The sequence below is a fragment of the Salinimicrobium sediminis genome (assembly GCF_900215295.1).
Taxonomy (GTDB): domain Bacteria; phylum Bacteroidota; class Bacteroidia; order Flavobacteriales; family Flavobacteriaceae; genus Salinimicrobium; species Salinimicrobium sediminis.
In genome coordinates this window covers 505,890-529,786 of record NZ_OCMF01000002.1, presented here as the reverse complement: position 1 = coordinate 529,786, position 23,897 = coordinate 505,890, and the positions used below count along the sequence as shown (strand labels likewise).

Sequence of the window (23,897 nt, the reverse complement as noted above, 5' to 3'; positions counted from 1 at the left end):
TTGAATCCTGTTATATAACCTCTTCTAAAATGAAAGTAAATCTTAGATCTGTTTTTTTAAATATTATTTTGGGAGTCGGTTTTCTGGTGATCCTTCTTAGTGGATTATCTTTAATTCATGATGTTTCTTATTGGTATGCGAAGATTTTGGATTTCCCACGCCTGCAATATCTTCTGCTTTCTCTTCTTTGTATTATCCTTATCCTGTTCCTGAAATGGAGGTGGACTTCAATTTCTGTTTTTGTAGTACTCGGTCTCGCAGGTTCCATTATCATTCATTCCGTAAAAATAGGACCTTACCTGGTAGGTCAAAAAAAGGTTGCGGCCGCTGATATTAATCACTCCAAAGCTTCTTCATTTAAACTTTTGATCGCGAATGTGTTGATCTCCAACCGGAATGCAGATGCATTCCTGCAGCTAATTGAAGAACATGATCCCGATATGGTCCTGGCTATGGAAGTAGACGCGTGGTGGGTAAAGCAACTTCAAATTCTTAATCCGGAATTTCCATATAGAATGGAACATCCTTTAGACAATGCTTATGGAATGGCTCTTTATTCCAAACTACCTTTAAATGACGCGAAAAAAAGATTCTTAAAACATGACGATGTTCCATCTTTCCATGCCACTGTGGCCTTGCCTTCAGGACAAAAATTTGCTTTTCACGGAATACATCCTGTTGCGCCTTTCCCAAGTGAAAAATATCCGGATAATATTGGAGAAAGCGAAGTTGCTCTGGCAAAAGTAGGTGCACTTGTAGCAAAAGAGCAGTTACCGTCTATTGTTGCAGGAGATTTCAATGATGTCTCCTGGTCAAAAACCACAAGATTTTTTGAAAACCGAGGGGACCTGCGGAATGTTAGGCTCGGAAGGGGGCTTTTTAATTCTTTTAGTGCCGACTCCTTCTTTATGCGATGGCCTCTCGACCATTTTTTTGTTTCTGAGGAGTTTCAACTGAAAGAATTGGAGAGACTGGGAGATTTTGGTTCTGATCATTTTCCAATGCTGGCCGAATTTGTTTTGCCCATACCCAAATAATGGAATAGATCTTCCTGCTTGGATTTTGTGCAAAACCTCTTATATTTGTTCTTTAAGTTCTTTAATATACTTAACCAGTTATCAAGAAAGGTGGAGGGATTAGACCCTTTGAAGCCTTGGCAACCCTCCCGTTGGGAGAAGGTGCTAAATTCTACCACGACCTGTGGATAGATAACGAAGAATTCTTTTCCCTCTTCTTTTTTGATAATGCAATTTTTATTCATGTCAAAACTAGAAGACCTTCTCTCAAAAAAAATATTGATCCTCGATGGTGCCATGGGCACTATGCTGCAGGAATATAAATTTAAAGAAGCCGATTTCCGCGGAAACAGGTTTCGGGATTGGCCTGTGCCCTTGCAGGGAAATAATGATCTCTTATCTATTACTCAACCCCAGGCTATTGCCGAGATCCACCGAAAGTACTTTCTCGCCGGTGCCGACATCGTAGAAACCAACACTTTTTCTGCCACCTCCATTGCAATGGCCGATTATCAAATGCAGGAACTGGTGTACGAACTCAATTATGAGTCGGCAAGGATCGCAAAGGAAGTGGCAGTAGCTGTTACCGCTGAAGATCCTCAAAAGCCACGATTTGTTGCAGGTGCCATTGGCCCAACAAATAAAACGGCCAGTATGTCTCCCAATGTCAATGATCCCGGCTACCGCGCAATTACCTTCGATGATCTCTACAAAGCCTATAAAGACCAGGCGAGAGCGCTGATTGATGGCGGAGTGGACGTGCTCCTTGTGGAAACCGTTTTTGACACCCTTAACGCCAAGGCTGCCCTCTTTGCCATAGATGAAATAAAAGAAGAACTGGCATTGGATCTTCCGGTAATGATAAGCGGAACCATCACCGATGCTTCAGGCAGGACCCTTAGCGGTCAAACAGCCGAGGCTTTCCTCATTTCTGTGTCCCATATTCCGTTGCTTAGCGTGGGCTTCAATTGTGCTTTGGGTGCAAAACAATTGACTCCGCACCTGGAGGTGCTTTCTCAGAAAACTGAATATGGAGTGTCAGCTTATCCAAACGCCGGCCTGCCCAATGCATTTGGAGAATATGAACAATCTCCTGAAGAAATGGCAAACCAAACCAGGGAATATCTGGAAAGGGGGCTGGTAAATATTTTGGGCGGTTGTTGTGGTACAACTCCCGCGCATATCAAAGCCATTGCTGAGGTAGCGCGGGAATACCCGCCAAGGCCTCTTAATTGGAACCTTCAAACTGAAACCCTTTAATTATGGCTGGAAAACGAGCATTAAAACTGTCCGGTTTGGAGCCTTTGGTAATAACTCCCGAGAGTAATTTTATCAATGTGGGAGAACGTACCAATGTGGCAGGATCCAAAAAATTCCTGAGGCTTATTAATGAAGAAAAATTTGAAGAAGCCCTGGATATTGCCCGGGAGCAGGTGGAAGGCGGCGCGCAGATCATCGATGTGAATATGGATGACGGACTTCTTGACGGAAAAGCAGCCATGGTAAAGTTCCTTAACCTTATCGCTTCGGAACCTGATATTTCAAGAGTTCCGGTAATGATCGACAGTTCCAAATGGGAGATCATCGAAGCCGGCTTGCAGGTGGTGCAGGGGAAATGTGTGGTCAATTCCATAAGTATCAAGGAAGGGGAGGAGGAGTTCCTGAAGCAGGCGCGAAAGATAAGGAGATATGGTGCGGCAGTGATTGTAATGGCATTTGATGAAGTTGGACAGGCAGATAACTATGAGAGAAGGATCGAAATTGCAAAACGCTCCTATGACCTGCTCACTCAAAAAGTGAATTTTCCTCCTGAGGATATCATCTTTGACCTCAATATTTTTCCGGTAGGGACAGGCATGGAGGAACACAGGAAAAATGCCATTCATTATATCGAAGCCACGCGTTGGGTCAGGGAAAACCTGCCGCATGTAAGCCTTAGCGGGGGAGTGAGCAATGTGTCCTTTTCTTTCCGCGGAAATAATCCGGTAAGAGAGGCCATGCATTCTGTCTTTCTTTACCATGCTATACAAGCGGGAATGAATATGGGAATTGTTAATCCGGCGCTTTTAGAGGTCTATGATAATATTCCTGAAGATCTGCTGGAGCATGTGGAGGATGTGATCCTGGACCGCCGGTATGATGCCACCGAACGACTGCTGAATTTAGCAGAACAGGTGGTTGCGACAAAAAAAGAGAGTAAGCAGGATCTTTCCTGGAGGGAAAAATCCCTGCAGGACCGCATTACTCATGCTCTTGTGAAAGGTATTGACACCTATATCACAGAAGATATTGAGGAAGCCCGAAAACAAGCCGATAAACCTATTGATGTCATCGAAGGCTCTTTAATGACAGGGATGAACGTGGTGGGGGATCTCTTTGGCAGCGGAAAGATGTTCCTGCCCCAGGTAGTAAAATCTGCCAGGGTGATGAAGAAGGCGGTGGCTTACCTGTTGCCTTTTATCGATGACGAGAAGGCCGCTGCCCCCAATGCCCCTTCCGGGGGCCGGGGTGCGAAGGGGAGAATTTTACTAGCCACAGTCAAAGGTGACGTGCACGATATCGGAAAAAATATAGTAGGTGTTGTACTGGGCTGTAACAACTACGAGATCATCGACCTCGGAGTCATGGTACCTCCGGAAAGGATCATAGAGACTGCAAAGAATGAAAATGTAGATATCATTGGCCTTAGCGGGCTTATTACGCCTTCCCTTGATGAAATGGTACATCTGGCTGCGGAAATGGAGCGGCAGGATTTTCATATTCCTCTGCTCATAGGTGGCGCTACTACCTCAAAGGCCCATACTGCAGTGAAGATCGATCCTCAATATAAGCAGGCTGTGGTGCATGTTAATGATGCGTCCCGGGCAGTGACCATAGTGGGAGATCTGCTTAAGGAAAGCAGCCGGAAAAAGTATATAGATGACCTGAAGGCCGAATATGATAAATTCCGGCAGAACTTTCAGAAGCGCAGTAAAGTTAAAGAGTATTTGTCCATTGGGGAGGCGAGAAAAAACAAGTTCCGGATCGATTGGAAAAATACTGAAATAACAAAACCTAAAAATCTGGAGATACAGGTGCTTGAGGACCTGGAGCTTGAAAAACTTGAAAAATACATAGACTGGACCCCATTTTTCAGAAGTTGGGAGCTGCATGGAAGATTTCCGGAGATACTGAAAGATGAAGTGGTAGGGGAGCAGGCATCATCTCTGTTTTCTGATGCTAATGCTTTGCTGAAAAGGATCTTTAAAGAAAGACTTTTAAAGGCTAAGGCTGTTTACGGGCTCTTTCCTGCAAACAGCGTGAACGATGATGATGTAGAAATTGTAACTTCTAAAGAAAGGGGAAAAACTCAGACTTTTCGCACCCTGAGACAGCAACTAAAGAAATATGAAGGGAAACCCAATTTTGCTCTGGCAGACTTTGTAGCTCCTAAAGATTCCGGAATTCAGGATTATATGGGTTGCTTTTGTGTTACTGCCGGCTTCGGAACAGATGAACTGGCAAAGAAATTTGAGTCAGACCATGATGACTATAATTCCATTATGATCAAAGCCCTGGCCGATAGATTGGCTGAAGCTTTTGCAGAATACCTGCATGAAAAGGTGAGAAAAGAAATTTGGGGTTATGCTGCAGAAGAGCGCCTCACTAATGAGGAATTGATCAAAGAGAGCTATAAGGGCATTCGGCCTGCTCCCGGTTATCCCGCCTGTCCCGATCACCTCGAAAAACTGACAATTTGGGAGGTGCTGGATGTAGAGGAGCGAATAGGTGTGAAGCTGACGGAAAGCCTAGCCATGTGGCCGGCTGCCAGTGTGAGCGGGTACTATTTCGGAAATCCCGAAGCCAGGTACTTTGGAGTGGGAAAAATCTGCAGCGACCAGGTAAAGAATTTTGCAGCAAGAAAGAGTATCACCTTAGAGGAAGCTGAAAGGTGGTTAAGCCCTTCGATCACAGATGAACTTCCTAAAAACTGAAAAGCAGACCAAATGAAAATTACAGAGCATATTGAAAGAGCCGGAGGCAGGACTCTTTTCTCTTTTGAGATCCTTCCGCCTTTAAAAGGGCATAATGTACAGGGCATTTTTGACGGGATAGATCCGCTCATGGAGTTCAGGCCTCCGTTCATTGATGTGACCTATCACCGGGAGGAATATGTATTTATTGAGCGGGAAAAAGGACTTCTGGAGAAAAGAGTGGTAAGAAAACGCCCTGGCACCGTGGGAATTTGTGCAGCCATCCAGAGCAAATATAAAGTAGATGCTGTGCCACATATCCTTTGCGGTGGATTCTCCAAAGAGGACACAGAAAATTTTCTCATTGATCTTGACTTTTTGGAAATTCAGAATGTGATGGCCTTACGGGGAGATGCCGTAAAAAGTGAAGTCTATTTTAAACCCGAAGCAGACGGCCACCGTTACGCCTGTGACCTTGTGAAACAGGTTTCAGAAATGAATGAGGGAAATTTTCTGGACGAGGCCCTGGAAAATGGCCATAAAACTGAATTCTGTATAGGAGTCGCGGGTTATCCTGAAAAACACATGGAAGCCCCCAGCCTGGATCGGGATATTCAATACCTAAAGTCAAAACAGGAAGCGGGAGCAGAGTATGTGGTGACCCAAATGTTCTTTGATAATTCCAGGTTCTTTGAATTTGTAGAAAAATGCAGAAAAAGCGGAATTCATATTCCTATCATCCCTGGTTTAAAACCCATTTCCATTAAGAAACACCTAAGCCTTATCCCGCACCGTTTCCATGTTGATCTTCCCTGTGATTTGGTCCGAGAGGTGGAAAAATGTTCTTCCAACAATGAGGTGCAGGAAGTGGGAATTGAATGGTGTATTCAACAGAGTCGGGAACTGGTGGCTGCGGGAGTGCCTGTACTGCATTACTACTCCATGGGCAAAAGCGAAAATATAAGAAGGATAGCTTCGGAGGTTTTCTAGAGCCTCTATGCTTCCGAAGAAAGCCGGAAACAGTAACAAAATTGACTTTTAGGCGTCGTATTTATAAATCCCCACAATCAAAATGATGCGTATACCTATTGTTGCCCTTGTTCTGCTAACTGCATTTCTATCCTTTCAAATCAAATCCTCCGAATTCTTTCTGCTTGCAATAGTCCTCCTGGCCCTGATTTTCCTGGTGGTCACCGGTGTCATTAGGAGTTTTAAAAGAGTAAATTCAAAGTACCTGAAAATTCCGTTTTTTGTGATAGCTATCTCTCTTTTCGGGATATTCGTATCTCTCTTCAGGCCTTATGGGGAAGCTGTGAAATACTCCGGCTTTCCCGCAGAGCAACTGGAACATGCCTATAAAACAGATCAAAAGGACCGCTGGCAACTAAGATCTTATATTGACATTTTTAGCAAGCTAAAAGAACGGGACAGCCTAAGGTTACAACAGGTCAAAGACATTTTAGGCAGAAAGGATATGTTGAAATCCCTGGATAAATTTCATGCAGCATTTGTGCTTCACCACAGCAGGGAAAGTGAAGATTACAGGCTTGCAGCTTCCTTAGCAGGGGCTGCTGCCGAAGATCCTGCTCTTAAAGATGTTTATGAAGTGCAGTGGTTAAAAAAGGCGGCTTATGACAGGTGGAAAGTCTCAATAGGGGAGCCTGAAGAACATAATTCCCAGAACCACTTTAGTTTTGATGTAAAATAAAAGTTTGGGAGAAACTTTATTTTCAATTCTTAAGTCTTCTGAAAATGTCTTCCTTAAAATGGCTTCTTTGAAGATGCTTTTTTAGGCCTGGGCATTCCTGTGTCGTCAATTCTTCTATAAGTTAAACCCGGCTAAAACAGCTGCAGCAGTTTTTTTATTTGGCTTATCTTGCTGTCCTTAAAAATTAAAAAAGTATGGCTTCAGGATTTTTTGCACTTCTGGATGATATAGCAACTTTAATGGACGACGTGGCGATGATGTCTAAGGTCGCCGGAAAAAAAACAGCAGGGATATTGGGAGATGATCTTGCGGTGAATGCCGAGAAAGCTTCCGGATTCGTGTCAGACCGGGAACTTCCCGTCCTTTGGGCCATTACTAAAGGATCATTTCTCAATAAACTCATCATTTTACCCCTGGCTTTTTTATTAAGTGCCTTTTTACCCGCCGCTGTGACAGTCATCCTGGTCATTGGAGGACTCTATCTGGCTTATGAAGGGGCCGAAAAGATCTACGAATACTTCTTTCCGCATGCTCATCCTTCAGAAGCACCAAAGCTTGAAAAAATGACCAAAGAAGATATCCTGGGTTTGGAAAAAGAGAAGATCAAGTCGGCAATTGTGACCGATTTTATTCTGTCGGTAGAGATCATTATAATAGCCTTGGGGAGTGTAGTAGATGAAACCCTTGTCACTAAGATCTTGGTCGTGACGATTATTGCTCTCGTGGCAACAGTGGGAGTTTATGGAATTGTTGCCCTTATCGTGAGAATGGATGAATATGGTACCAAACTTATTAATTATAATGACCGGGAAAATTCGTTTTCAGATAAGATTGGACATTTCCTTGTGGCTGCATTACCTAAGATCATAAAAAGCCTTTCGGTAATTGGAACCCTTGCCTTACTTCTGGTTTCAGGAGGTATTTTTGTCCACAACCTTCATTTCGTGCACGAGCTGGTAGAGCATCTTCCTATCCCCGGAATAATTGCTGAATTCATTGTAGGACTAATAGTGGGAATTATTGTCCTGCTATGCATCATGCTTTTCAGCAGGATTTGGAAAGCAGTGAAAAAATAAAACCCAATTTTTAGTAGCAGAAACATTAGTGAGTGAAATTTAACGTTTTACCGCCGCTCTTCTTAAAATTTCGTTAAGGATATTAAGTTGAAATACTTATATTTGTGTTGAAATACATTAACCTTGAGATTTTTTGTAATATTTTACTTACAAAAGGTTTGAATTAAATTAATGTTTATGGATGCTGCAAATTTTGAGGAAAGACCGGAAAACAAATGGGGATCAATCGTGGATAAATTCACAAATCTCCTTTTTATAGTGGTGTGCGTGATCATGTTGTTTAGCGTTTCATGGATCCTCTTTGATAAAGGAGCAGTAATGGTCGCCCAGGATATAGTTAGTATCAATCCATCGACTAGCTTGTAATAAACTTTTCAGGATTTAATTTAAAATTAATCTGATTAGTACGTGTTTAAATAAAATCATTTTCCGGTCACTTTACCGGAAGTACAGGCTATTTTAATTCTCTCAATTTTTCCTAACTTTATTGGTTTGAAATCAGCCTTATGAAAAATATACTTGTGGCTATTGCCAAACCGGAGAATGCGGAAAAATTAATTGCCCATGCGGTAAATATTGGAAAACACACCAATGCCAAGATATGGGTGCTTCACGTCTCAGAACCCAATCCCGATGATTTTCTTGCCCTGGAAGCAGGTCCACAGTATATTTATGACCAACGCACAGAAGAGCGTAAGAAAGAAGCTGCCTTTGTGAGAAAGTGTGCTGAGGAAATTATCCAAAAGTATGACCTTCCTGCCGAAGGGATCCTTATTGAAGGTTCCATTCCTAAAGCTATAAAGAAGAAAGTAGAGGAGAATGACATCGAACTTGTCGTGGCAGGGCATAAAAGAAAAGGTTTTCTCTATGACATGTTTACCACTAACAAGAAGAAAGACCTTATTGATGAGCTTAATATCCCTCTTTTAGCTGTGCCTATAGGTTAATTGCCTAATACTCTTCCTTTATTTTAAATAATCAGACGGTCCTGGATTGCTTTAAGATCTGTCCTGGCACTTCCTATTCCTTCTCCAGTTCGATCCACACAGGTGCGTGATCGCTGCTTTTCTCCCAACCCCGAACGTGCTTGTCCACTCCGGCATTTTTCAATTTTGGAACCAGGTGCGGGCTTAGCAGGAAATGATCTATTCTCAATCCTGCATTTCTTCCAAAGGCATTCCTAAAATAATCCCAGAAGGTGTAGATAGTTTCATCTGGATAAAGTTTTCTAATAGCATCTGTCCATCCCTGGGCTGAGAGATCATGAAAAGCTTTTCTGGTTTCAGGACGAAAAAGGGCATCATCCACCCATCTTTCCGGCTTGTAAACATCCTTTTCTGTGGGCATTACATTGTAATCTCCGGTGAGGATCACCGGTACATCCTGGTCCAGCAACTGTTTTGCCTTTTTTGCCAGCCTGTCGAACCAGCGCAATTTATAATCAAATTTTGGTCCGGGCGCTGGATTCCCGTTGGGAAGGTACAAACAGCCAATAACTATATCATTTATTATTGCTTCCAGGTACCTACTTTGCTCATCTTCGGGTTCTCCTTCCAATCCCCGCCCAACTTCTTTTATTTCGAGCTGTTCCTTAGCCAGAATTGCCACGCCATTCCACCGCTTTTGTCCGTGCCAAATCGCATTATATCCCGAGCGGGCTATCTCATGCTTCGGAATCTTTTCATCCGGAGCCTTTAATTCCTGAAGACAAACCACATCCGGGGATTCCTGTTCCAGCCAGTCCAGGAGGACAGGCAGGCGGGCGTTGATCCCGTTTACATTATAGGTTGCAATCTTCATTTCACCGGCTTAAGTTGGAGGATCATACCATTATCTTCGTCTGTGATCACCCAAATGGATCCATCCGGATGTTGCTCCACATCTCTGATCCTTTTTGCCAACGGAATTCTTTCCACTTCTTCTGCCTGTGCACCATTTACCTTCACACGTACCAAACCGCTGCTGGTAAGGCCGCCAATGAACATGCTGTTCTTCCATTCAGGAAACAAATCTCCCTCATAGAAGATCATTCCGGAAGGGGAAATCGTGGGGGTCCATTTAACTACAGCATCCTCAAATTCGGGACGGGTGGAAGGTTTCGGAATTTCACTGCCATCATAGTTGTCTCCCCAGCTCACCACCGGCCAACCATAGTTCTTTCCGGCTTTGGCTACCTGCAGTTCATCACCACCCATAGGCCCCATTTCGGCTACCCAGAGCTCCCCGGTTTGCGGATGAATTGCCGCGCTTTCAATATTCCGGTGACCGTATGACCAGATTTCCTTCCGAGCATTTTTATCTTCGAACTTTGGATTTTTTTCTGAAGCTGTTCCATCGTCTTTTAAACGAACTACGGTTCCCAAGTGGCTTGACAGATCCTGTGCAGGATCAAATTTAAACCTCTCGGCAAGCGTAAGTAAGATCTCATTATCTTCAGTAAAGTTGATCCTGCCACCAAAATGGTTTGGTCCTTTTACATAAGGCTCCATCTTAAAAAGTACCTCAAAATTATTGATCTGATCATTTTCAAAAGTTCCTCTCCCAAGGGCTGTGGTAGCTGTACTGTCCGGACCCGGATCGGAATAAGTGAAATAAACATATTTATTCTGGTCAAAATCGGGATGAAGTGCCACATCGAGTAAGCCTCCCTGGCCTACATTAAAAACTTCGGGAGTGCCCGGCACAGGATCCGAAATAGTATTGTCTGCCTCAAGGATCCTTAAGGTCCCGGCTCTTTCTGTAACCAGTAAACGATTATCGGGAAGAAATTCTATTCCCCATGGGTGATCCAGACCATCGGCGATCTTGTGGACGGCTACATCTCCCGCATCTGTTCTAACTGTTGGTTTTTGTGCAAGAGCACTCCAACTTAACAGCAGTAACGTAAGAAGGGAAGTCCATAATTTCATTTGATCCTGCAAGTGCAGAATTGTAGTTTGCGTGTTGTTTTTCATCTTCATAGCTGGCTTTTATAGGTATCTCCCTAAGGTAAAAAGAGTTACAGGGGGAAACAAGCAGCTTAATAAAGACTTAACAGGAATGGAGCAGGTGTTTTTAGTAAATAACCGGGACTCCATACAGGCCTTTGACTGAAGCGTCAGGTAAAAAAGCTTCAGACTGCCGGAAATGAAAGCAGCTATAGTGCCAATTTCCAGGCCTGTAGCTGCGCATCGGTACACGGCAGTCTACTAACAACCTGATTTAGGATTTACACCGGTGTAAACTGTTATTGCCTAATTCCCTCCGTTCAAAGGAATTTGAAGAGTGAACCGCGTTTCCTTACTGGTCGAACACACCAGGAGGTCACCGGAATGAGCTTTGGCAATTTCTGAAGCTATAAAAAGACCCAAACCAAGCCCTTTTTTATTAGCATCATTGCTCTCTCTGTAAAATGGTTCAAACAGGTGCGCAAGTGCAGTTTCTGATATCCTTTCACCTTGGTTGCTTACAGAAAGCTCAAAGTTCTTCTCGTTGGTAATCGCCCTTACATTTACAGGAGCTTTAGGATCTCCATGATGATTTGCATTGCTAAGAAGGTTGGAAAGCAGCTGTGCTATCCTGTTCTTGTCACAGTATACCTCATGGTCAAGAGCGATTTCAAGATCAATCGTTCTTTCGGGAGAATTGTTCTGGATCTCATTGACCACCTGGATCAAAAGGTCTTCCAGGCTTCCGTTAGCTATCTCTTTTTCCAGAATTAGGCCCTCTCCCAATTTCCCCCGTGCAAAATCCAGGATATTCTCAATTAAACCCTGCATACGGTAAGAAGTCGATTTTATAAGAGCCGCATGGCGTTGGGTAAGATCTTCCTTCGACATTTTCAGTAAAATATCTGAACTCATCCTCATGGTGGCGATCGGGTTTTTTAGGTCATGCCCCAGGATAGCTATAAACTGATCTCTTAATTCTGCCATTTCCTTTTCCTCCCGAAGCTTTTCCTGCTGTAAATGCATTCCTTCCACTATTTCAAGGTGAAAAGCAATAAGGTCTGTAAAAAGTTTAAACATCCCCACAATTTCAGGAGTGTTTACCCTATACGGTTTAGTGTCTATAGCACATAAAGTGCCGAAGAATTCCCCATTTTTCCTAAAAATTGGATAGGAGGCATAGCTTTGCAGACCATAGATCCTTGGAGTATGATGGTCTTGATATTTATTGTCTTCAGAAACGTTATCAATAAAAATTGCTTCCCGGCTTTGACGTACTTCGTGGCAAAGCGTAGTTTCTACCTCAAGTTCATCCCCCGGTTTTAATCCAAAATTAATATGGTCGAGAGCAGAACAGGTGATCCAACGATCCTCGGTTACTCTGGCTATGGCAGCAAAACCCATTTGAGTGGTGCGGCAAACCACATCAAGAATCTGTGGTATAATCGATATTTGATTAACGGCATCGACATCGCCGGAGAAGTCTTTTTTCAATACGTGGATGAATAAAGGATTATTGAAATAAAAAAAGGCAATTTACTAAATATTAAGAATATCTAAAAGCTTCACAATTAAGCTTCGGGAATAATTATTCAGTTTCTAAGGTTTTAAGCGTTTCCATCACATTCTGTTCTGTTTTAAAAAGTTTTTCCCGGCAAATTTTAAGCAATAGGGATGCCCTCTTTACCCTGGCGTCTAATTCATCAATACCGATTTCAGAATTTTCCATTTCTAAAACGATCTGTTGTAATTCTGTGAATGCTTCTGTATAAGATATCTTTGTTCCCATCCTTAGGTCTTTATTTTTTCTATTCTTCCGGAAGCTTTCCCCGAGAAGAACTCTGTTTCTATTAGATCCCCTTCAACCAGTACTTCCGCGTCCTTCACCACTTTACCGTCTTTCCTGGTGATGCTGTAGCCCCTTTTTAAAATGTTCTTTGGAGAGAGTAATTCCACAGTGGTTTCTATATTTTTTAATTCCGAAGTCTCCTGTTTCAGTAGCAGCTTAGTACTTGAAGTAAGGTTTCTTTTAAAGTTATTCAACCTGTTCCTGTCCCGCTCCAGTATCCTTTCAGACAGAAATCCGAAAGAGCTTGAGACGCGGGAGATCTGCGTTTGCTGCCTTTCAAAAAGCAGATTTACTGCCGTAGTGATTTTCAGGATATTATCTTTGAGGGGCAAGGAAAAATTATGGAACTCCTGTAAGAGAAACTCCGCAATTTTCGTGGGAGTAATAAAACTTTTGAAGCTCACCAGCTCACTAACGGTCTCGTTCGTGGAATGCCCAATGCCGGTTAATACGGGAAGCGGAAAAGCAGCAATTTCCTTTGCTAAATTATAATTGTCATAGCAACTCAGGCCAATTTCCCCACCGCCGCCGCGAATAATAGCCACTGCATCAAACAGCTTTTTATGTTCCCTTATCTTTTTAAGCTGGCCCTTTATGGTTGTAACGGCTCTTTCTCCCTGCAGGATGGCCGGGAACAATTTGCAATGGAACTGATACTTCCAGGGATTGTTCTCAATAACATTCATAAAATCCTGGTATCCTTTACTGCTGCTCACAGAAATTATAGCAATAGTTTTTGGAAGTTGTGGAAGGAAACGCTGTTTATTGGCGTCAAAAAGGCCTTCTGCAGTCAGTTTTTTTATTGCCTCCACCCGTTGTTTGGCCAGTTCCCCAAGGGTGTATTCCGGATCAATATCAAGAATATTTAAAGCCAGGCCATACACTGAATGAAAGGTAATGGTAGCCTGCACTACAACAGTCATATCATCCCGCAGCTCCTCGTTAAGAACATTCCGGAATTTTTCATTGATCATTTCAAAATTCGATCTCCAGATATTCCCGCGCAGCTCTGCTACAATTTTTCCGTCCCTTTTTTCCACAAGGTCAGGGTAGCAATGGCCGGTATGTTGATAATGATTTAGCTTAACGATCTCTGCCTTCACCCACACTACTTTGCTGCAATGCGTGTTGATCACATTTTCAATGGCTTGGGTAAGTTTGGATAAAGGAAAGATTTGCTTGGCCGACATATATGGATCTTAAAAGCTAAGATATTGCAAATTATCAGCATCAAAAATAAAAGCTTCAAAAATAGAATTTTTCAAAGGTTGGCTGGCTGCAAATTGTGCTCTAAAATTGTTTGACTGCGCATATCAATTTTTCGTAAATTTATTAGAACCTCCCTAAATGGCTTCATACTTTTCTGGTAATCAAAATGGTATGAGCATATGAAACTCTAACCAAACCTTCTTTGCTATGAAAGCAACTTCCTTTCTCCGCCTGGCAAGACGCCACTTAAAATCTAAAAATTTATTTGCTGCTGCTTTTCTTGTATTAGTGATCTTTTCGGGAATTTCAGGATGTTCTTATTATAAGGTGAAAAAATCCGATCTGAATAATCCTCCCTCTTCCCAGGAGCTTCAGAAACTTTCTCCAGAAGAGCGATATGTGATCATTCATTCGGGAAACCAGAGGATGCATCTTAACAAGGTAAGGCTGGATGAGGATAGAAAATTACTCTCCGGGGAGCTCACGCAGCTTGATCCACAGCATGTCAACAAAACTCCGGTGCATAAAAAAACCTATCGTTATAAGAGAACGGAAAAAAATCCTCTGAATGAAGTACATTTCTATACTTCCAAAAATCTTGATCTACGAGTAGGAGAGGAGGTGGCGATTCCTTTTTCGATCCTGGATTCGGTTTCGGTCAATAATCCCAATACAGGAAGATCTGTAATAAACGTAGTAGGTACTACCGTGGGAGTTTTAGCAGTGGGAATTGCAGTGATTGCACTCACAAAAAGTTCCTGTCCCTTTATTTACATAAAAGATGGTGAGGAATTCGTTTTTACGGGAGAGCTTTATCCCGGTGCGATCACTCCTAATCTACAAAGGGATGATTACATTCCTTTACCCGGATTTAAACCGGTGGGTGAGGATTATATAATCAGGATAACAAATGAATTACACGAAGTGCAGCATACAGATCTTGCACAGCTAATTGTTGTAAATCATCCTGAAGATGTAAAAGTCGTGTTGGATGATGAGGGCAGACCTCATAGTTTGTCAGCTATTCAGGAGCCAAAAAAGGCATTTTCCGAAGACCTTAAAGAATCACTCACCCATGTACAACGGCAGGATAATAAAGTTTATATGTTTGATTCTGATTCTCAATCAACAGATGGTTCCCGCAGTATGACCATGGAATTTACCAGACCTGCTGGAGCCGGGCAGGCAAAGCTTTTTCTTACTGCTAAGAATTCTTTCTGGCTGGATTACGCTTTTGGAAAGTTCAATGAAAAATTCGGCTCTTATTATTCAACTTTCCAGAAGCAGCAACTAACAACCCCGGGGGAAGAATCCAGGCAATGGGCAATAGACCAGCATATCCCGCTTTCTATTTATTTAAAAACAAAAGAAGGATGGCAGCTGGTAAAGCGAATAAATTCTGTGGGTCCTCTTGCATACCGGGATATTGTGGTGCCGTTCAATTTAGAATACGTTCAGGGTGAGAACGTGGTCTTAAAATTTGAAACCGGGTTTATGTTCTGGGAAATAGATCGTGCAGGAATTGATTTTTCCAAAAATATAGATCTGGAACCAATTGTAGTAGAACCTTCCTATGCTGTTGATGAAAAAGGGAACAATGTAACCTCGCTGCTTTCTAAAAACGACGGTAAATACCTCATACAGACAGAGGTGGGGAACGCGGTTACTGTTACCTATACTTACTCTTCAAAAGATGAATCCAAAACCACATTGTTCCTTAAAAACAGGGGATATTACACTTATATCAGGAAATACTCAGGCATGCCTGACGTGGCAGAATTGAGATCTTTCAAAAAGAAAGGAAGATTTTCTCAGTTTTCGAAGGAACAATATGACAGGTTCATTCAGGAAGAAATGTTAGATCTCGCGCTCACCTATGGAAACTGAAAACCTTATAACCGCCAGGCCGCTGAAACGTGTGCCTGTTCACCCCATTGAGGCTTCCCCTGCACCGGTGCCTTCCAACCTTATACTTAGCGGATGGCGAAAAAGGTATATCCATAGCCGCATGGTGCTAAGCCTCATAAAACTGGCGTGGGAAAGTTATGGGAATACCCGCGATGTTTTCCGGGGACTTCAATATTTGGTAAGGTTGCGTAAGAATTTCTTTGGAGACACAAGGCTTAAAAAAATTGCCTATGCAAACCGGCAATATTACCTCAGTTTGTATAATCCCGGTTGGAACGGAGATATTTTCCGGAAGTTCATGCAGTCTCAGTTGAACGACTATAAGCCTGTAAAGCAGAAAATCAACAGGTTTAACAATGTCATTATTGCTATTACAAAAAAGTGCTCCCTTCAATGTGATCATTGCTTTGAGTGGGAGAGCCTCAATAAGAAGGAGAGCCTTTCTACTGCTGACTTTATTGGAATGGTTGAAAAACTTCAGAAACAAGGAGTAAGTGAGATACAATTTTCTGGAGGGGAACCAATGCTAAAAGTTGATCGTATCCTTGAGATACTCAATCATGCAGAAAAAAGGTTTACTTCCTTTTGGATTGACACCTCGGGATTCAAATTCACTGCTGAAAATGCAAGGAGATTAAAAGAAGCAGGTCTCACCGGAATTATAGTGAGCCTGGATCATTTTGATCCTGCAGTACGTAATAAATTCCGGGGGTTTAAAAATGCTTTCTATTGGGCAGAAACGGCAGTTAAAAATGCCCTGGAGCAGGATTTTGTGGTGACCTTGTCCCTTTGTATTACCAGAGAATTTGCCACCAAAGAAAATCTTCTGCGTTATATGCAGATGGCCAGGAAGATGGGTGTTGCTTTTGTTCAGTTCCTGGAACCAAAAGCAGTAGGTCATTACCGTGGAAAGGATGTCTTACTGCAGCCGGAACAAATAGCAATTATTGAGAAGGTGTATTTAGAAATGAATTTCTCCAATAACTATCTTTCTTATCCCATTGTTACTTACCACGGATTCTATCATCGTAGGAGTGGTTGCTTTAGTGGGGGATATAAAGGTTTTTACGTGGACACAGACGGAGATATTAATCCCTGTCCATTTTGCAGAAAGAAATCAGGAAACCTTAAGGAACAGGATTTGGATTTGGCCTTAAATAATCTCAGAAATAATGCATGTAGCGATTATGCTACTTTTTCCCCTTTTCCTGAAAATAGATCATTTTAATCGATTTATAAATTCGGGTTTCCTATTGAAGCTCTTCTAAAAGCCTTTAAAGATTCCCTATTTTTGGGAGAATTTGAAAACCAAAAAATGATTAGTAATTCCCCAAGGCTTTTTCAGCCTTTGAAAATAAGATCTGTTGAATTTAAAAACCGAATCGGGGTTTCTCCCATGTGCATGTACAGCAGTGAAGATGGTTTTGCCAATGACTGGCACCTGGTGCACCTGGGTTCCCGTGCCGTTGGTGGCGCCGGACTTGTTGTTTCTGAAGCTACCGCTGTTTCTCCTGAAGGCCGTATCTCTCCCGATGATCTTGGAATATGGAAAGATGAACACATTGAAAAACTGAAACAAATCACCACATTTTTGGAAGCCAACGGCAGTGTCCCCGGAATCCAACTGGCCCACGCCGGAAGAAAAGCCTCCACCTCCAGCCCCTGGAAAGGCGGGTTATTGGTACCCAAAGAGGAGGGAGGCTGGAAACCTGTAGCACCTTCTGCAATTCCATTTTTTGAAGACCATCCCGATCCGCTTAAATTAGATTCCGCCGGAATTGAAAAAGTGATCCTGGATTTTAATGAGGCGGCAAAGAGGGCATTTTTAGCGGGCTTTAAAGTTGTAGAGATCCATGCAGCCCATGGCTATCTTTTGCACGAATTCCTGTCCCCGCTTAGTAACCGAAGGACTGATGAGTACGGAGGCAGCTTTGAGAACCGAAGTCGTTTAGTGCTTGAAGTGGTGGATGCAATCAGGGAGGAATGGCCGCAGGAACTTCCTCTTTTTATCCGGATTTCAGCGACAGACTGGGCGCAGGGGGGATGGAATGAAGAAGAATCGGTTAAGCTGGCAAAAATATTAAAAGAAAGAGGTGTGGATCTTGTGGATTGCTCTTCGGGCGGACTCGTTTCAGATGTGATCATCCCGGTAAAGAAAAAATACCAGGTGCCCTTTTCAGAAAAAATTAAAGCTGAAGCCGGAATAATGACCGCAGCTGTAGGGCTTATTACCACTCCCGAAGAAGCAGAGGAAGTGCTTCAAAACGAGCAGGCAGATATGATCTTTATAGGTCGCGAAATGCTTAGAAACCCCTATTTTCCAATGAAAGCAGCAAAACATCTGGATTTTGATATGGATTGGCCAAACCAATATCAGAGAGCGAAGAGGAAGTAGTATTCAGTGATCAGTGATCAGTGATCAGTAGGAGGGCAGAGGTCAGAGGACAGAAAATGGTTCTAATTGAAAATTGATTTTCGTATTGCGCGTTGCAAACCGCGCAGTGGTGGCAGATAGTGTAAATGATCCAAATCCAAAAGCCCCGTAGGGGCAGTAGATCGGTAGCCCCGGGTTTTCAACCGGGGTTTAAATGATCCAAATCCAAAAGCCCCGTAGGGGCGATAGATCGGTAGCCCCGGGTTTCAACCCGGGGAATAAATGATCAAAAATCCAACAGCCCCATCTGGGCGACAGTAGCCCCGGGTTTTAACCCGGGGTGTAAATGATCAAAAATCCAAAAGCCCCGTAGGTGCGATAGATCGGTAGCCCCGGGTTTCAACCCGGGGAATAAATGATCAAAAACCCAACAGCCCCATCGGGGCCTGGGTTTAAAAGAGGCGACAGGTCGGCACCACAAAAAAATCATTCGTGAATTCGTGGCCAAATAATTTTAAAACAAAAAAATCCCGACAGGAAAAATTCTGCCGGGATTTATCATTTTTAAAACCTGAACTTATAGCAGGATCCAGTCCACCAGGGATCCAACAATGGCAATGATGATGGCCAGCCATAATGACGGCATGAATCCGTGAGTTTTAAAATCGCTGCTCAGTTTATCTGCAATTTCGATGATGATCGCATAAGCAATGATCCTGGTAATAAAGCCGAGACCCAGGAAATAGAAAATTCCCAGCGTCGCAATATTGAGCACTGCAGTAAGGATCCAGCTTAATAGAAAGCTGAGGATCCCAATAAGGAAGGCAACTAAAATCGCCGTTTTCCAGCCTTTTAGTTCTACCTTGGGTAACATTTTTGCTGCAATTAAAAGCACCGCAGCGTCAATTATAATGTGGAGTAGCCAGTTAAGCATAATGATTGGTTTTTTATAGGTTAGTCTTCTGTGTCACTTATTTTCTCAGCTTTTTTCTTAAGCTCATTCACATTGGTTGGATATGGATTTTCCTTTAGGACTTTAGCCATGTGTACCATGTTATGGACCATGAGATATAAAGTTCTGTTGGTGAAGAAATGCCTGTCTCCTTTAGCTTCTATATAAGCCGGTCCAGGTCCTGCCTTACCTACGTAATAGCTAAAAGCATTGACGGGAACTGTAAAGCCGTGTTCAGAAAGATCAAAACAGATGCTTGAAATAGCTTTTTTGGCGCCGTCTTCATTTCCATCTACCATAACTCCCCCAACCTTGTTAAAGGTGGGATACTGCCCGGTTTCCTTATTCGCCTCTTCCCAGATGCCATCAAATCTTTCTCCCACAATCTTGGCTACAGAACTGCGATCGCCACGCCAGATAGGGGTGGCAATAATTACTATATCACTGGCTTTTACTTTTTTCAGGATCCCGGGCCAGCCGTCATCCTCACCTTCATTGGAAGAATTTCCGAACTTGATATTTTTGTCGACAACCCTTATGCTCTCGGTTTCCACATCCAGTTCCTTAAACATCATTTTAGCCTGATCAATAAAGGCTTCAGTATTGGAGGTTTCAGGGGATTTTTTTAATGTACAGTTGAGAAAAAGTGCTTTTAACTTCATGTTTATCTTAGGTTTGTGGCACCATCCATTTGATGCTTCAGGTTTAATGTTCCTTTTGGTTCTTTTTTGAGTTTTGAAGGGACTTCATCCCCAACCGGCCCTTTTCCTATTGTAATTCCTCCATCGGCGGCATAAATAGCCCCGGTGACATAAGATGCCTCTTCAGAAGCAAGGAACAGGTAGACATTGGCGATCTCTTCGGGAGTACCACGTCTGCCTAATGGGGTGGCGCTCATCATCTGCTTTTCAATTTTCTTATTGATGTCGCTGGTTTCTTTATGAGTCCAGGCAGTGTCTATTGGTCCGGGAGCTACAATATTTGCTCTTATTCCATTTTTAGCCTGCTCGGCGGCAACCCCTTTTATAAAGGAATGAATGAAGCCTTTGGTGCCTCCGTATGGAGTAACATTTGGGATTCCTATGCTTCCGGCTTCAGAACCTGCTGCAACTATACAGCCCCGGCTCTTTTTTAAATGCGGAATGGCATATTTGGTCATCAAAAATGTGGTTCTGAGATTATTCTTCAGGAGATTATCAAATGCTTCTACAGAAAATTCATCTATAGTGTTCACTTCAGGATAGACTCCGGCATTATTGATAAGGATATCCAGGTGCCCAAAATATTTTACTGCGGTCTCCACAGCTTCTTTGGCATTTTCTTCAGAAGAAATATCGGCAGAAAAACCAATGGCTTTTCCTTTACTTTTTTTAATATCCTCTATTACCTGTTTTACAGGGTCCTGAGGCATTCCTACGAGAAAAACCTTCGCACCTTCGGCGGCAAATTTCTTTGAAATAGCCTCTCCAATTCCTGTGGCTCCTCCTGTTACAATAGCTACTTTGTTTTCCAGTCTTTTCATCTTCATTCGGTTTAAAATTTCTTCAACAATAGGGACTTTTCTAATTTAACTGGTTTTTGAGGGTTTGCAAAATGATTAAGAAAGGTTTAGCGAAATCATTGCCGTAATTCTGCTGTTGTCGTTAAGACAATGCTAATCCTTCAGGAAAGCGTGAAAAAATCGGGTATCTTGTAGAGAAGCAAATAAAAAAATGAATTATGAGATCTATCTGGAACGGTACGATAAGTTTTGGACTGGTGAGTATCCCCATCAAAATGTATTCGGGCAGTGAAGAGCGAAAGCTGGACCTGGATATGCTTGATAAAAATGATCACGCCAGGATAAGATATAAACGGGTGAATGAAGTGACTGGCGAAGAAGTGGAGTGGAAGGATATTGTAAAAGGTTACCGGCAGGATGATTCTTATATTATTCTCGAAAAAGAGGATTTCGATAAAGCGAATATGAAGAAGTCAAAAACTGTTGATATTGAAGCTTTTATTGAAGAAAGCGAAGTTTCTGATGTGCTTTTTAAAAAACCATATTTCCTGGAACCTCAAAAAGATGGGGAAAAGTCTTATAACCTGTTGAGAGATGCCTTAAAAGATACCGGTAAACTTGGAGTGGCGACCTTTGTAATGAGGGCTAAGGAAAATCTTAGCCTTATTGGCGTGTACAAAGATGCACTTGTATTGCACGTGATAAGGTTCGCCGATGAAATTAGGGATCCTTCGGAATTAAAATTACCCGATATCAAGGTTTCCAAAAAGGAGGTGGACATGGCAAAATCCCTGATCGAGCAGTATACCGAAGAATTCAAATTTGAAGATTTTAAAGATGTTTATAATGATCAATTGCTCAAGATCATTAAGGCAAAGAGCTCCGGAAAGAAAACAAAGGTGGAAAAGTTCGAATCCAAACCTACGCCGGCAACAGATCTTATGGCACAGCTGAAGGCAAGTTTAGATAAGAAGAAAAAGAAGAAGAAAGCTTCATAAATGGCACTTGACGAGTACAGTAAAAAACGGAATTTTTCTGATACCCCCGAACCCGAAGCGGTTTACGAAAAGAATAAAGGCCGCCTAAGGTTTGTTATACAACGCCATAGGGCCAGCAGGCTGCATTACGACCTGCGCCTGGAGATGGAGGGAGTGCTGAAAAGCTGGGCCGTTCCCAAAGGACCTTCCATGAATCCCGCAGACAAGCGTTTGGCCATCATGACCGAAGATCATCCAATTAAGTATCTCACTTTCCACGGCACAATTCCCAAAGGTAATTATGGGGCAGGGGAGATGAGTATCTGGGATGAAGGCATCTATGAAGCCGCAGGAGGAGGTAAGGAAGCTGACCTTCTAAAAATGCTAAAAAAGGGAGACCTTAAAATCACCTTTTTTGGTACCAAAATCAAAGGCACTTTTGCCCTGGTCCACACCAGGAGGGGCGGGGAAAAAGACAATCAATGGCTGCTCATCAAAAAAAGCGATGAATTCTCTACAGATCTTGACTATGATGCCGAAAAATTAAGTGAACATGCAGCTTCAGAAAAAGTGAAACAGCTAAAGGTCACAGAACTCATAAAACCCATGCTTGCTACCAAGGCTCCTGAAATTTTCAACAAAGCCAATTGGATCTATGAATTGAAGTGGGATGGATACCGGGCAATAGCCAATATTCAGCAGGGGAAAGTGGACCTTTATTCCCGCAACGGAATTTCCTTTAAAGCAAAATTCAAGGAGATCTATGAGCAGTTAAAGAACATTCCTCACGATGTGATCCTGGACGGGGAAATAGTGGCTTTGGACAAAGAGGGAAAGCCGGAATTTCAGAAGCTTCAGAATTACCAGAATGATCCTTCAGGCGAATTGCGTTACTATGTTTTTGACCTACTGTATCTAAATGGGCACAATATTATGGATCAGCCTCTCACTGAACGAAAGAGTCTACTTCCGCAGGTGATCGAGGATATTCCGCAGGTATATTACTGCGACCATGTAGAAAGCATGGGAAAAGCCTTTTTTGAGCAGGCAGTTGAGATGGGTATGGAGGGGGTGATCGCCAAAAAAGCCGATTCGAAATATTCCCCCGGCACACGAAGCGATAAGTGGTTAAAAATAAAAGCTTTTGAGAGTCAGGAAGCCTTGATCTGTGGTTTTACAGATTCTGAAACTGCGGGGCCTTTTGGTTCGCTTATCCTGGGGATGCACAAAAATGAAGAACTGGTGTACATTGGCAACTGTGGGACGGGATTTTCTGATAAGGATAAGCGGGATCTCATGAAAAAATTCAAACCTCTCATTACCGATGATAAACCTTTTAAGAAGAAGATCAACCTGAAAGGAAGAACTGCTACCTGGCTTCATCCGGAGCTTATCTGCGAGGTTAAATTTTCTGAATGGACCAAATCCGGACATCTGCGGCATCCGTCGTTCAAAGGATTGCGAATGGATAAGGTGCCGCAGGAGATCACTAAGGAGAAAATGGTCAAAGTTCCAAAACAAAAGCCTGCTGCAAAAAAGGAAGGAGAATTTCTGGAAATAGGTGAGATTCAGGTTCCTATAAGTAATCTGGACAAAGTTTACTGGCCCGAGTCAGGCCTTCGGAAATATGATCTTATCGAATATTACCTGCAGATCTCTGAAACTATACTCCCGTTTCTTGTGGACCGTCCACAGAACCTGCACCGGCACCCGAATGGGATCAACGAAGAGGGATTCTACCAGAAGGATACTGCGGGGATTTTTCCGCATTGGCTGGAAACCATAAAGGTTCATTCAAAATCGGGAGGAAAGGACATCGAATATCTGATGTGCCAGAATGAGGCCAGTCTTATTTATCTGGCTAACCTGGGATGTATAGAACTCAATCCCTGGAGCTCCCGCAAAGGAAACCTGGAAAATCCTGATTTTACAGTAATAGATATAGACCCTTCAGAAAAGACCACTTTTGAGCAGGTTATTGAAGTGGCACTGGTGGCGAAGGAAGTGTTGGATAAAGCCAAAATAAAAGGTTACATAAAAACATCAGGCTCAAGTGGTATGCATATTTACATTCCGCTAGGCGGGAAATACAGTTATGAAGAGGCCAGAGATTTTACCAAGATCCTATGTTATTTTATTATGGAACAACTGCCGGAGATCACTTCGATGGAAAGGAATGTAAAAAAAAGGAAAGGAAAAATATATCTTGATTTTCTACAAAACCGCAAAGGTCAAACCCTTGCGGCGCCATATTGTGCAAGACCGAAACCCGGAGCAACGGTTTCTGCACCTTTAGAATGGAAGGAAGTAAAGCCTGGCCTTGACATGCGGGAATTCAATATTAAAACGATGCCTGCACGTATAGAGCAAAAGCCCGATCTTTTTAAACCCGTACTTGAAAAAGGAATAGTGATCGAAGATGCCCTTGAAGCTTTGTCTTCTTAAAA

General features: G+C 42.7%; 21 protein-coding genes and 1 riboswitch. Of the genes, 13 read left to right on the top strand and 8 right to left on the bottom strand.

The window, feature by feature from the left end; all coding sequences use genetic code 11:
* Positions 1-29: 29 nt before the first annotated feature.
* The 8 genes from CRO16_RS10110 to CRO16_RS10075 all read left to right on the top strand — a co-directional run bounded on the left by CRO16_RS10110 (position 30) and on the right by CRO16_RS10075 (position 8,700).
* Positions 30-1,037: an endonuclease/exonuclease/phosphatase family protein gene (locus CRO16_RS10110; RefSeq protein ID WP_097056255.1), complete on the top strand. Its 1,008-nt coding sequence runs from the start codon at positions 30-32 to the stop codon at positions 1,035-1,037.
* 75 nt (positions 1,038-1,112) lie between these two features.
* A riboswitch (SAM riboswitch) is annotated at positions 1,113-1,215 on the top strand.
* Between the two features lie 44 nt (positions 1,216-1,259).
* Positions 1,260-2,276 carry a homocysteine S-methyltransferase family protein gene (locus CRO16_RS10105; protein ID WP_097056254.1) on the top strand — a complete coding sequence of 339 codons (1,017 nt, stop codon included), beginning with the start codon at positions 1,260-1,262 and terminating at the stop codon, positions 2,274-2,276.
* Between the two features lie 2 nt (positions 2,277-2,278).
* Positions 2,279-4,990 (top strand): methionine synthase, encoded by a 2,712-nt coding sequence (metH, locus tag CRO16_RS10100; RefSeq protein ID WP_097056253.1) that lies wholly within the window; start codon positions 2,279-2,281, stop codon positions 4,988-4,990.
* A 12-nt stretch (positions 4,991-5,002) separates the two neighbouring features.
* Positions 5,003-5,959, top strand: coding sequence for a methylenetetrahydrofolate reductase [NAD(P)H] (gene metF / locus CRO16_RS10095; RefSeq protein ID WP_097056252.1), 957 nt, complete (start codon positions 5,003-5,005; stop codon positions 5,957-5,959).
* 82 nt (positions 5,960-6,041) lie between these two features.
* Positions 6,042-6,677 carry a hypothetical protein gene (locus CRO16_RS10090; RefSeq protein WP_097056251.1) on the top strand — a complete coding sequence of 212 codons (636 nt, stop codon included), beginning with the start codon at positions 6,042-6,044 and terminating at the stop codon, positions 6,675-6,677.
* A 194-nt stretch (positions 6,678-6,871) separates the two neighbouring features.
* The gene (locus tag CRO16_RS10085) at positions 6,872-7,753 is read left to right on the top strand and encodes a DUF808 domain-containing protein (protein ID WP_097056250.1); all 882 of its coding nucleotides are present in this window, start codon (positions 6,872-6,874) and stop codon (positions 7,751-7,753) included.
* Between the two features lie 177 nt (positions 7,754-7,930).
* Positions 7,931-8,119, top strand: a complete 189-nt coding sequence (locus CRO16_RS10080) for a hypothetical protein (RefSeq protein ID WP_143544500.1) — start codon at positions 7,931-7,933, stop codon at positions 8,117-8,119.
* Positions 8,120-8,259: 140 nt separating this feature from the next.
* Positions 8,260-8,700: a universal stress protein gene (locus CRO16_RS10075; protein WP_097056248.1), complete on the top strand. Its 441-nt coding sequence runs from the start codon at positions 8,260-8,262 to the stop codon at positions 8,698-8,700.
* Positions 8,701-8,773: 73 nt separating this feature from the next.
* On the opposite strand, the gene xth is transcribed toward CRO16_RS10075, so the two are convergent.
* The 5 genes from xth to xseA form a co-directional block, all read right to left on the bottom strand.
* Positions 8,774-9,553, bottom strand: a complete 780-nt coding sequence (gene xth, locus CRO16_RS10070; protein WP_097056247.1) for an exodeoxyribonuclease III — start codon at positions 9,551-9,553, stop codon at positions 8,774-8,776.
* The gene (locus CRO16_RS10065) at positions 9,550-10,713 is read right to left on the bottom strand and encodes a PQQ-dependent sugar dehydrogenase (protein ID WP_218839732.1); all 1,164 of its coding nucleotides are present in this window, start codon (positions 10,711-10,713) and stop codon (positions 9,550-9,552) included. Before CRO16_RS10065 ends, xth begins: the two co-directional genes overlap by 4 nt.
* Positions 10,714-10,986: 273 nt before the next feature.
* Positions 10,987-12,174 carry a GAF domain-containing sensor histidine kinase gene (locus CRO16_RS10060; protein ID WP_218839731.1) on the bottom strand — a complete coding sequence of 396 codons (1,188 nt, stop codon included), beginning with the start codon at positions 12,172-12,174 and terminating at the stop codon, positions 10,987-10,989.
* 94 nt (positions 12,175-12,268) lie between these two features.
* Positions 12,269-12,469: an exodeoxyribonuclease VII small subunit gene (xseB, locus tag CRO16_RS10055; protein WP_097056246.1), complete on the bottom strand. Its 201-nt coding sequence runs from the start codon at positions 12,467-12,469 to the stop codon at positions 12,269-12,271.
* Positions 12,470-12,471: 2 nt separating this feature from the next.
* Positions 12,472-13,719 (bottom strand): exodeoxyribonuclease VII large subunit, encoded by a 1,248-nt coding sequence (gene xseA / locus CRO16_RS10050; protein WP_097056245.1) that lies wholly within the window; start codon positions 13,717-13,719, stop codon positions 12,472-12,474.
* Positions 13,720-13,945: 226 nt separating this feature from the next.
* On the opposite strand from xseA, the gene CRO16_RS10045 reads away from it, so the two are divergent.
* From CRO16_RS10045 to namA, 3 genes are all read left to right on the top strand, one after another.
* Positions 13,946-15,625: a hypothetical protein gene (locus CRO16_RS10045; RefSeq protein ID WP_097056244.1), complete on the top strand. Its 1,680-nt coding sequence runs from the start codon at positions 13,946-13,948 to the stop codon at positions 15,623-15,625.
* Positions 15,615-16,874, top strand: a complete 1,260-nt coding sequence (locus CRO16_RS10040) for a radical SAM/SPASM domain-containing protein (protein WP_097056243.1) — start codon at positions 15,615-15,617, stop codon at positions 16,872-16,874. The genes CRO16_RS10045 and CRO16_RS10040 overlap by 11 nt, the downstream gene beginning before the upstream one ends.
* An 87-nt stretch (positions 16,875-16,961) precedes the next feature.
* Entirely contained in the window at positions 16,962-18,041 is a 1,080-nt protein-coding gene (gene namA, locus CRO16_RS10035) for an NADPH dehydrogenase NamA (RefSeq protein WP_097056456.1), read from the top strand.
* A gap of 556 nt (positions 18,042-18,597) precedes the next feature.
* On the opposite strand, the gene CRO16_RS10030 is transcribed toward namA, so the two are convergent.
* From CRO16_RS10030 to CRO16_RS10020, 3 genes are read right to left on the bottom strand one after another with little or no spacing between them, the layout of a single operon-like run.
* Positions 18,598-18,954, bottom strand: coding sequence for a phage holin family protein (locus CRO16_RS10030; RefSeq protein WP_097056242.1), 357 nt, complete (start codon positions 18,952-18,954; stop codon positions 18,598-18,600).
* 20 nt (positions 18,955-18,974) lie between these two features.
* Positions 18,975-19,634 (bottom strand): flavodoxin family protein, encoded by a 660-nt coding sequence (locus tag CRO16_RS10025; protein ID WP_097056241.1) that lies wholly within the window; start codon positions 19,632-19,634, stop codon positions 18,975-18,977.
* A 2-nt stretch (positions 19,635-19,636) separates the two neighbouring features.
* Positions 19,637-20,494 carry an SDR family NAD(P)-dependent oxidoreductase gene (locus tag CRO16_RS10020; RefSeq protein ID WP_218839730.1) on the bottom strand — a complete coding sequence of 286 codons (858 nt, stop codon included), beginning with the start codon at positions 20,492-20,494 and terminating at the stop codon, positions 19,637-19,639.
* Positions 20,495-20,691: 197 nt separating this feature from the next.
* On the opposite strand from CRO16_RS10020, the gene ku reads away from it, so the two are divergent.
* Entirely contained in the window at positions 20,692-21,471 is a 780-nt protein-coding gene (gene ku, locus CRO16_RS10015; protein WP_097056239.1) for a non-homologous end joining protein Ku, read from the top strand.
* Positions 21,472-23,895: a DNA ligase D gene (gene ligD, locus CRO16_RS10010; RefSeq protein ID WP_097056238.1), complete on the top strand. Its 2,424-nt coding sequence runs from the start codon at positions 21,472-21,474 to the stop codon at positions 23,893-23,895. It begins immediately after the preceding gene.
* The last annotated feature ends 2 nt before the right edge of the window (positions 23,896-23,897 follow it).

What these genes read in the sequence shown, in the direction of transcription:
- xth (WP_097056247.1), bottom strand. Translation starts at nt 9,553, where the DNA reads ATGAAGATTGCAACCTATAATGTAAACGGGATCAACGCCCGCCTGCCT.
- CRO16_RS10020 (WP_218839730.1), bottom strand. Translation starts at nt 20,494, where the DNA reads ATGAAAAGACTGGAAAACAAAGTAGCTATTGTAACAGGAGGAGCCACA.
- CRO16_RS10040 (WP_097056243.1), top strand. Translation starts at nt 15,615, where the DNA reads ATGGAAACTGAAAACCTTATAACCGCCAGGCCGCTGAAACGTGTGCCT.
- CRO16_RS10085 (WP_097056250.1), top strand. Translation starts at nt 6,872, where the DNA reads ATGGCTTCAGGATTTTTTGCACTTCTGGATGATATAGCAACTTTAATG.
- ku (WP_097056239.1), top strand. Translation starts at nt 20,692, where the DNA reads ATGAGATCTATCTGGAACGGTACGATAAGTTTTGGACTGGTGAGTATC.
- CRO16_RS10045 (WP_097056244.1), top strand. Translation starts at nt 13,946, where the DNA reads ATGAAAGCAACTTCCTTTCTCCGCCTGGCAAGACGCCACTTAAAATCT.
- namA (WP_097056456.1), top strand. Translation starts at nt 16,962, where the DNA reads ATGATTAGTAATTCCCCAAGGCTTTTTCAGCCTTTGAAAATAAGATCT.
- CRO16_RS10105 (WP_097056254.1), top strand. Translation starts at nt 1,260, where the DNA reads ATGTCAAAACTAGAAGACCTTCTCTCAAAAAAAATATTGATCCTCGAT.
- CRO16_RS10075 (WP_097056248.1), top strand. Translation starts at nt 8,260, where the DNA reads ATGAAAAATATACTTGTGGCTATTGCCAAACCGGAGAATGCGGAAAAA.
- CRO16_RS10025 (WP_097056241.1), bottom strand. Translation starts at nt 19,634, where the DNA reads ATGAAGTTAAAAGCACTTTTTCTCAACTGTACATTAAAAAAATCCCCT.
- CRO16_RS10065 (WP_218839732.1), bottom strand. Translation starts at nt 10,713, where the DNA reads ATGAAGATGAAAAACAACACGCAAACTACAATTCTGCACTTGCAGGAT.
- CRO16_RS10110 (WP_097056255.1), top strand. Translation starts at nt 30, where the DNA reads ATGAAAGTAAATCTTAGATCTGTTTTTTTAAATATTATTTTGGGAGTC.
- metF (WP_097056252.1), top strand. Translation starts at nt 5,003, where the DNA reads ATGAAAATTACAGAGCATATTGAAAGAGCCGGAGGCAGGACTCTTTTC.
- CRO16_RS10080 (WP_143544500.1), top strand. Translation starts at nt 7,931, where the DNA reads ATGGATGCTGCAAATTTTGAGGAAAGACCGGAAAACAAATGGGGATCA.
- CRO16_RS10030 (WP_097056242.1), bottom strand. Translation starts at nt 18,954, where the DNA reads ATGCTTAACTGGCTACTCCACATTATAATTGACGCTGCGGTGCTTTTA.
- CRO16_RS10090 (WP_097056251.1), top strand. Translation starts at nt 6,042, where the DNA reads ATGATGCGTATACCTATTGTTGCCCTTGTTCTGCTAACTGCATTTCTA.
- xseB (WP_097056246.1), bottom strand. Translation starts at nt 12,469, where the DNA reads ATGGGAACAAAGATATCTTATACAGAAGCATTCACAGAATTACAACAG.
- metH (WP_097056253.1), top strand. Translation starts at nt 2,279, where the DNA reads ATGGCTGGAAAACGAGCATTAAAACTGTCCGGTTTGGAGCCTTTGGTA.
- xseA (WP_097056245.1), bottom strand. Translation starts at nt 13,719, where the DNA reads ATGTCGGCCAAGCAAATCTTTCCTTTATCCAAACTTACCCAAGCCATT.
- ligD (WP_097056238.1), top strand. Translation starts at nt 21,472, where the DNA reads ATGGCACTTGACGAGTACAGTAAAAAACGGAATTTTTCTGATACCCCC.